The 8,806-nt window shown below is 75.3% G+C and carries 4 protein-coding genes; 3 read left to right on the top strand and 1 reads right to left on the bottom strand.

What is annotated here, in order from left to right; translation table 11 throughout:
* Positions 1-36: 36 nt before the first annotated feature.
* Positions 37-1,866 (top strand): sigma-70 family RNA polymerase sigma factor, encoded by a 1,830-nt coding sequence (locus AOK00_RS35075; RefSeq protein ID WP_079042358.1) that lies wholly within the window; start codon positions 37-39, stop codon positions 1,864-1,866.
* On the opposite strand, the gene AOK00_RS35070 is transcribed toward AOK00_RS35075, so the two are convergent.
* Entirely contained in the window at positions 1,853-5,068 is a 3,216-nt protein-coding gene (locus tag AOK00_RS35070) for a BTAD domain-containing putative transcriptional regulator (protein WP_254047621.1), read from the bottom strand. The two genes, AOK00_RS35075 and AOK00_RS35070, sit on opposite strands and share 14 nt — an antisense overlap.
* Before the next feature lie 357 nt (positions 5,069-5,425).
* On the opposite strand from AOK00_RS35070, the gene AOK00_RS35065 reads away from it, so the two are divergent.
* Together AOK00_RS35065 and AOK00_RS35060 are read left to right on the top strand one after the other, a co-directional pair.
* On the top strand, positions 5,426-7,507 hold the full coding sequence (locus AOK00_RS35065) for a SpoIIE family protein phosphatase (RefSeq protein WP_055604159.1): 2,082 nt from the start codon (positions 5,426-5,428) through the stop codon (positions 7,505-7,507).
* A 66-nt stretch (positions 7,508-7,573) separates the two neighbouring features.
* Positions 7,574-8,599: a PHP domain-containing protein gene (locus tag AOK00_RS35060; protein ID WP_055604158.1), complete on the top strand. Its 1,026-nt coding sequence runs from the start codon at positions 7,574-7,576 to the stop codon at positions 8,597-8,599.
* Positions 8,600-8,806: the final 207 nt, after the last annotated feature.

Below are 8,806 nucleotides of genomic sequence, written 5' to 3'. Positions count from 1 at the left end.
GCCGGTACCGGCACGGGCGCCGGGCTCGACACGACCGTGGCCGGGGCCGGTTCCGCCTTCGAGGACAACCATGAGCACGACACCGTCCTTCCGCCGCCCGTCGAGCTGCCGCCCTCCGACTCCGAGCTCGTCCAGCTCATGCGCGACGGCGACGACTCCGCGTACGAGGAACTCTTCCGCAGACACTCCGACGCCGTGCGCCGCTACGCGAGGACCTGCTGCCGGGACGCCCACACCGCCGACGACCTGACCGCCGAGGTCTTCGCCCGCACCCTCCAGGCGGTCCGCGGCGGAGCCGGGCCCGAACAGGCCGTACGCGCCTATCTGATGACCACCGTCCGGCGCGTCGCCGCGAACTGGACGAAGACGCAGCGGCGGGAACACCTCGTCGAGGACTTCGCGGTGTTCGCGGCCGAGGCCGCCCGCTCCTCCGAGGTCTCCGACCAGACCGCGTCCTTCGGGGCGGGGCTCGACCTCGGCGCCGACGTCCTGGCCATGCACGAGGCCGAGCAGTCGCTCGCCATGCAGGCCTTCCGCTCGCTTCCCGAACGCTGGCAGGCCGTGCTGTGGCACACCACCGTCGAGGAGGAGTCCCCCAGCGAGGTCGCACCGCTCTTCGGCCTGACCGCCAACGCCACGGCCGTACTCGCCAGCCGCGCCCGCGAGGGCCTCAAGCAGGCCTACCTCCAGGCCCACGTCAGCCAGTCCCTGACGGCAGGCGGCGACTGTGCCCGGTACGCCGACCGGCTCGGCGCCTACGCGCGCGGCGGCCTGCGGATGCGCGCCGAACGCGGACTGCGCAAGCACCTGGACGAGTGCGCCAAGTGCCGGCTCGCCGCCGGTGAGCTGGCCCATGTCAACGCCGGTATCCCCGCGCTGCTCCCCGTCGCCGTCATCGGCTGGTTCGCCGCCGGGTACTCGCTCAAGGCCGCCGGTGTCGTCGCCGGTGGTGCCGTCGGCGCGGGCGCGGCCGGTGCCGCGGCCGCCGCCACCGGGTCCTCCGGCGGTGCGGCCTCCGGCGCCGCCGCCGAGGGACTCGGCGCGCCCGCGAAGGCCGGTCTCGCGGCCGCCGTGGCCGTCGCCGCGGCCGCCGGGCTCGTCTGGGCCATGGCCGGGGATCCGCAGCCCGTGGCCGCGCCCAGACCCGTCCAGCCCGTCGTCATCCCCGTCGTGCCGGCGGAGCCCGCGCCACCGCCGAAGCCGACGCCGAAGCCCGTACCGCCGCCCCCGCCCGTGACGTCCGAGCCGCCGGCGCCCACGCCGACGCCGACACCCACGCCTCCTCCCGCGAAGCCCACGCCGAAGCCGACGGCCGCGAAGCCGTCACCGAAGCCGACGCCCCCGCCGAAGCCCAGCCCCAAGCCGACGCCCACGCCGACGCCCGGCCCCGAGAAGCCCTCGCCGAAGCCGACGCCGCCCGCCCCGCCGAGGGTCTACCAGGTCAACGAGCTGGACTACGGGATCTTCGGCGACGGCACCAAGCCCGAGGTCGCCCTCTCCGACAGCAGCTGGATGTGGCAGCGCGGCAACCTGTCCATCGGCGGCACCCCGTACGCGCACGGGGTGAGCGTCCACGCGCCCTCGTCCCTGCTGATCGACCTCAACCGGCGGTGCACGAGTTACGACGCGATCGTCGGCGTCGACGACCTGAGCGCCCTGCTGGGCGTCGGCGGCGTCCGGTTCTCCGTGTACGGGGACGAGGAGCGGCTCTGGCGCTCCGACGTGGTCCGGGCCGGCGACCCGCCGGTCCCGGTGCACGTCGACATCTCCGGCCGCCGCACGATCCGGCTGGTGGTGGAGGAGCACACGCCGTTCGGGCGGGCCGCCGTCGCCGACTGGGCGCAGTCGCGGATCAGCTGCTCCTGACGCTCCCGTACGTCCCGGGTCCGCCCGGTTCGGGCCTCGCGGCGACGGTCTCCGCGAGGGCCAGTACCTCGTCGACGCCGAGGCCCTCCCCCGCCGACCGGGCGGCGGCGACGCCCGACGGGCCGAGCGCCGCGAGCGCCCGGTCGGTCACGGCCTGAAGGTCCCGCAGGCCCGGCACCGAGCGGGGCAGCTCGGTGCGCCAGCCCTCGACGGCCGCCATGATCATGACCGCCAAGGCGGCTTCACCCGCCGAGGACAGGACGACCGCGAGGCCCTCCCCCAGGCCCGAGGTGATGAAGTCCGCGCACTGCGCGTCCCGCGCACCGCGCAGCGCTTCGGTGGCCGTGGCGACGGCGGACGCCCGCCCCTCGGCCGCCTCGACGCGCGCGGAGAGCCCCACGAGGACCGCCTCGAAGTGCGGTGGGGGCGCCCCGGTCGCGACCGTGCGGCCCGCCTCCTCCAGCTGGGCGCGGGCCTCCGCGACCTCACCGCGGTACAGGGCGAGGGCCGCCCGCAGGAAACAGACGAACACGCCGGTGTCCCGCACGCGGTAGCGCTCCGCCTCCCGCGAGGCCTCGTCGAGGCCCTTCTCCGCTGCCTCCAGGTCCCCCGTCTGGTAGGCGAGTTCGGCCAGCCGGGCGAGGAGGAACGGCGACTCGGCGTGCGCGCCGACCTCACGGGCCAGCCGGAGGGCCTCCTCGTACGCCTCCCCGGCCTCCTCGCTGCGACCGCGCAGCATATGGGCCTCGCCCACCGCGCTCGCGATCTGGGCGCCCATCCAGCGGTCGCCGACACTCCGGGCGAGGAGGCGGAGCTCGGCCAGGTCCTCGTCGATGCCGGGCATGCCGCCGGGCATGTCGACGACCATGTGCGTACGGAACATGAGGCTCACGCCGACCTCCCAGTCGCCGCCGTGGCGGCGGCAGTTGGCGACGGCCTCGTCGAGGAGGGCGCGGACCACGGCCGGTTCCTCGGTGAGGTACGCGGTGAACGGCCAGAGCAGACCGGGGAACCGGGCGCCCTCGGGGCCGGGCGGCTCGCCGAACGCCGACCGCACGCGGCGGGCGAGCGCGATCGCCTCCGGTTCCTGGAAGTCCCCCAGCGTGCGGCTCTCGACCTCCAGGAAGAACTGCAGCATGCGCAGGCGCATACGGGGCCAGTAGCGGGGGTCGTCGGGGTCGGCCGGGTCGTCGCCCAGTGCGACCGTGCGGTCGACCCAGGTCAGGCCTTCGGGGCGGTAGTTGCGCAGCCACCAGAACCAGCCCATGGCGAAGACCAGGCGGTGGGCGGCGGCCTCGTCGGGGGCCGTGACGGTGCGGTGCAGGGCGGCGCGGATGTTGTCCAGGTCTCGTTCGATCCGCTCGATCCACGGGAGCTGCTCGGCCGAGCGGAGTTTGGGCTCGGCGATCTCGGCGAGGGCCGTGAAGTGGGCGGTGTGGGCGGCCTCGGCGGCGGCGAGGACCGCGGGGGTCTCGGCGGCGCGCTCGGCCGCGTACTCGTGGATGGTCTCCAGGAGCCGGTAGCGCATCTCGCCGCCCTCGACGGGGGTGGCGACGACGAGGGACTTGTCGACCAGGGCGCCGAGCGGGTCCGCCGCGCGCGGGGAGAGGGCCTCCGCGGCGGCGAGGTCCCAGCCGCCGGCGAAGACCGAGACCTGGCGGAGCAGGGTGCGCTCCTCGGGGTCGAGCAGGTCCCAGGACCAGTCGACGACGGCGCGGAGGGTCTGCTGGCGGGGCAGGACCGTGCGGGAGCCGGAGGTGAGGAGACGGAAGCGGTCGTCGAGGCGGTCGGCGATCTGGCGCGGGGTGAGCAGCCGGAGGCGGGCGGCGGCCAGTTCGATGGCGAGGGGCAGGCCGTCGAGGCGGCGGCAGATCTCGTCGACGGCCTCGCCGCCGCCCTGGGTGAGGTCGACGTCGGGGCGTACGGTGCGGGCGCGCTCGGCGAAGAGGCGGTGCGCGGGGTCCGGCGGCAGGGGCTCCAGGGGGCGGACCGACTCCCCCGGGACGCCGAGGGGTTCGCGGCTGGTGGCGAGGATGCGGAGCTGCGGGCAGGCGGTGAGGAGGGTCTCGGCGAGGGCGGCGGCCGCGGCGACCACGTGCTCGCAGTTGTCGAGGACGAGCAGCATCCGCCGCCCGGCGCAGTGCTCGACGAGCTCGGCGAAGGGGTCCCCCGGGTCCGCCGCGGCGACCGCCGCGCGGTGCCAGACGTGTGTCTCGCGCGCGCCCACGGCGCTGAGAACGGCCGCGGTGACCGTGAACTCCTCGCGTACGGAGGCGAGTTCGGCAACATGGACCGGGCCGTCCTGGTACGTTTCGGCCGCCTCAAGGGCGAGCCGCGTCTTGCCGACTCCTCCCGGCCCGGTGAGGGTGACGAGCCGCCGGGCGCCCCACTCGGCGGCGAGCGCACCCAGGTCGTCGTCCCGGCCGATGAACGAGGTCAGCCGGGCGGGAAGGCCGACCGTCGGCCCCGCCCCCTCCGGCGCGGTCGGCGAAGGCGCGGCCGGCGAAGGCGGGGGCGCCGTGTCCGACAGGAGTGCGGCGTGGAGGGCGCGCAGTTCGGGTCCCGGGTCCGTGCCCAGCCGGTCCGCGAGGCTCGCACGGACCTCCTCGTACACGGCCAGGGCCTCGGCGGGCCGCCCGGCCGTCCGCAGGGCACGGATCCGCAGCGCCTGGACGGGTTCGTCGAACGGCTCTCCCGCCGCCAGGGCGGCGAGGGGTGCGAGGACCTCGGTGGCCCGTCCCAGGGCCAGGTCGGCGGCGAGCCGGTCGCGTCGCGCCTGTGTGTGCCGTTGTTCGACCCGTACGACCAGGGGGTCGGTCTCCCGGCCGGGCAGATCCGCGAGGGCGGGACCCCGCCAGAGGCCGAGGGCCTCGTCGAGGAGGGTGGCGGCGCGGGCCGGGTCCCCCGCGCCGAGCGCGGCGAAGCCTTCGGCTGCGAGCCGTTCGAAGCGGTGGAGGTCGACGGCGTCCGGGCCCGCGGCAAGCCGGTAGCCGCCACCCGGTGCGGAGACGACGGCGTCCCGGCCCACGGCCCGGCGAAGCCGTCCGACGAGGGCCTGGAGCGCCGCCGTACGGTCCTGGTCCGGGTCCTGGGCGCGGTCGGCGTCGCCCCACACCTGGTCGATCAGCGCGCGTGTGCCCACCGTCCGCCCGCCGGCCGCCGCGAGGGCGGTGAGCAGGGCGCGGAGCCTGGCACCGCTCACGACGGCCTCCGTCCCGTCGTCGGTACGGAAGGCCTGACACGGACCGAGAACACGGTAGGGCGGCTGCACCGGCCCATTCTGCCCCGCCGCACGCCGGGGCCCGCCGGCATTTTCGAGCGATGCCGCAGGACCGGCCCGCGGACCGCCCTGCGCGGCCCTCCCGCCACCGACCCTCGCGCAGCCGACCGGCCTGCGCCGCCCTCCTTCCGCCGAGCGCCCTCCCGCCGCCGACCGGCCGCTCTCCGGCACTTGCCGGCCGCTCCCGCCGCCTTCCCCCGTTCACCCGCCGAGGCGAACTCGCGCCACGCCGTGTCATCGCCATGGCGTCGGAGGGGCGCGGGTTCGACAATGGGGAGGATGACCGATGAAGACCGGCGTACGCGCAATGGCGAGATCGGGCCCGCCGAGTGGCTCGCCATGAACCGGACCGGCAGCTTCGACTGGGATCTCGACACGCGCACCATCGATGTCGACAAGTCCGGGCTGCTGGTCTTCGGCGTGGCTCCGGACGCCTTCGACGGCCGCCCGGTGTCGCTGATCGCCCGCCTCGACCCCGAGGAGCGGACCAGGCTGGAGGATGTCGTACGGGAGGCGGTCACCAGCGGCGAGGTGTCGTACACCGCTCACTTCCCCATCCCGCAGGCCGGCGGACCACCCCACTGGACGCATGTACAGGCGCGGATCCTGCGCTCGCCGGACGGGCGGGCGAAGCGGATCGTCGGAGTCGTGCGGGACACCACCGCCGAGGTCACGCGCTTCGCGTTCGTCCAGGAGCTGGAGAAGCGGCGCGCGGTCCAGACGAACATCGTCGAGCGCACGACGGCCGCTCTGTCGCGCGCGGTGACCGTGGACGACGTGACGGCCGCCCTGACCGGCCCCGGCGGGCTCGCCAGGCTCGGCGCGGACGGCCTGGCACTCGGCCTGGTCGAGAACGGCTCGCTGAACATCATCGCGCTCAGCGGCGAGACCCTCGACACGCTCAACGACTTCCGGGTCCGGCGCCTCGACCGGGGCATGCCGCTGGCCGAGGCGGTGCTCAGCGGGCGGCCCCGGTTCGTCTCCTCGTTCCCGTCGCTCGGGCGCGACTTCCCCGAGCTGGCCCCCTACCTGGCGCGGCTGGACTTCCGGGCGGCCTGCTACCTGCCGCTGGTGGCGCAGGCGCGGTCGCTCGGCGGCATGGCCCTGTTCTACCGGGGCCGTACCTCGTTCAACGCCGACGAGCGCAACCTGGCCCTCGGGCTCGCGGCGATCGTCGCCCAGTCCCTCCAGCGGGCGATCCTCTTCGACGAGGAGCGGGAGCTGGCCACCGGGCTCCAGGCGACCATGCTGCCGCGCCGGATCCCGCGGATCACCGGCGGCGAGATCGCCGTGCGCTACCACGCGGCCTGGAGCGGGCGGCAGGTCGGCGGCGACTGGTACGACGTGATCCCGCTGCCCCGTGGCAGGGTCGGGATCGTCGTGGGCGACGTCCAGGGGCACGACACCCACGCGGCCGCCATCATGGGGCAGCTGCGCATCGCCCTGCGCGCGTACGCCGGTGAGGGCCACGCCCCGTCGACCGTGCTGGCCCGCGCCTCCCGGTTTCTCGCCGAGCTGGACACCAACCGGTTCGCCACCTGCACGTACGCCCAGGTGGATCTGGGCAGCGGCACGCTGCGGGCCGTACGGGCCGGGCACCTCGGGCCGCTGATCCGGCACACCGACGGCCGGGTCGGGCAGCCCAAGCTGCGGGGCGGGCTGCCGCTGGGGCTCGCGACCGTGTTCGGCGACGAGGAGTTCCCCGAGACGCGTCTCGACCTCGTCCCCGGTGAGACGCTGGTGCTGTGCACGGACGGACTCGTCGAGCAGCCCGGGTCGGACATCGAGACCGGCCTCACCGCGCTCTCGGAGGCGATCAGCAGCGGCCCGCCGCAGGCGGAGGCACTCGCCGACCACCTCTCCGAGCGGCTGTGGGAGCGCTGGGGCTCCGGCGACGACGTGGCCCTCCTGGTGCTGCGGCGCAGCCCGGACCCGGGCACGCCCCGCGCGCCGCGCATCCACCAGTACATCCACCAGGCCGACCCGCAGGGCCTGTCGGACGCGCGCGCGGCTGTGGGACAGGCGCTGGGCGACTGGGGCATGCCCGAACTGGCCGACGACGCCGAACTGTTGACGGGAGAGCTGCTCGTCAACGTGCTGCTGCACACCGAAGGCGGTGCGGTCCTGACCCTGGAGGTGCTGCCCGAACCGGTGCGGCGGGTACGGCTGTCGGTGCAGGACCGGTCGAGCGCCTGGCCCCGGCGGCGTACCCCCGGCGAGGCCGCGACCTCGGGGCGCGGTCTGATGCTGCTCGACGCTCTGGCGTCGCGCTGGGGTGTCGAGCCGCGTGGCGAGGGCAAGGCCGTGTGGTGCGAGATCGGCCCGGCGGAGGTACCGGCGAACGCCGTGAACGGCACCTGAGAAAGGCCTGGAAGCACCCCTGAGGAGAGCCTGAGGACGGGCCCCGAGAAAGCGAGGAGCGACGTCATGGATCCTGTGGCCGCCCTGAACCGGATCGCGTTCCTCCTTGAGCGCGCCCAGGCGCCGGGGTACCGGGCGCGGGCCTTCCGCACGGCCGCCACCGCGGTCTCCGCCCTGCCGGAGGGCGAGGCCGCCCAGCGTGCGGCCGCGGGCACCCTGGAGTCCGTGAAGGGCCTCGGGCCCAAGACGGCGGCGGTGGTGCGCGAGGCGCTGGACGGGCGGGTCCCGGAGTATCTCGCGGGGCTGGAGGCGGAGCTCGAGGAGTCCCTGCGGACCGCCGAACCGGCGAGCGGGGGCGAGGCGTTGCGGGCGGCCCTGCGCGGCGACTGCCATCTCCACTCGGACTGGTCTGACGGCGGTGCCTCGATCGAGGACATGGGGCGTGCGGCGGCGGCCGTCGGTCATGACTGGGCCGTGCTCACCGACCATTCGCCCCGGCTCACGGTGGCGCGGGGTCTGTCGGCCGAGCGGCTCCTGGAGCAACTGGACGTGGTGGCGCGGCTGAACGAGCAGTGGGCGCCGTTCCGCCTGCTCACCGGGATCGAGTGCGACATCCTGGAGGACGGATCGCTCGACCAGGAGCCCGAGCTGCTCGACCGTCTCGACCTCGTGGTCGGTTCGGCCCACTCGAAGCTCCGGATGGACGGGAAGGCGATGACCCGCCGGCTCGAACGGGCCGTGCGCAACCCGCTGATGGACGTGCTCGGGCACTGCACGGGCCGCCTGGTGGCGGGCGGACGGCTGCGGCCCGAGTCGGAGTTCGACGCGGAGCGGGTGTTCGCCGCCTGCGCCGAGTCCGGGACGGCGGTCGAGATCAACAGCCGCCCGGAACGGCTCGACCCGCCGCGGCGGCTGCTGCGGCTCGCGGTGGCGGCGGGCACGTACGTCGCGGTGGACACGGACGCGCACGCGCCGGGCCAGCTGGAGTGGCAGATCCTCGGCTGCGCGCGGGCGGAGGAGTGCGGAGTACCGGAGGACCGGGTGATCAACACGTGGTCGGCGGAACGGTTGTTGGAGTGGACCCGGGGCTGAGGGCCGGCTGGGGACCGATGGAGCGGCTGGGGTCCGACGGGGTGGCCGGGGTCCGAGGGGCAGGTCGGGCCCGAGGGGTCACCCGGGTAGCTCCGCGCGCGCGTGGACCCGAGCCCACGGGCGCGCGTGGACTCGGGTGAGCGGGCGCACGGCTGGTCAGGCGCGATGCCAGACCGTCGTCGCGTTGCAGAACTCGCGGATGCCGTG

Origin of the sequence: Streptomyces aureus (genome assembly GCF_001418135.1) — a bacterium.
Lineage (GTDB): Bacteria > Actinomycetota > Actinomycetes > Streptomycetales > Streptomycetaceae > Streptomyces > Streptomyces aureus_A.
The sequence above is the reverse complement of the archived record's forward strand: the minus strand, read 5'-3'. Positions and strand labels throughout refer to the sequence as shown.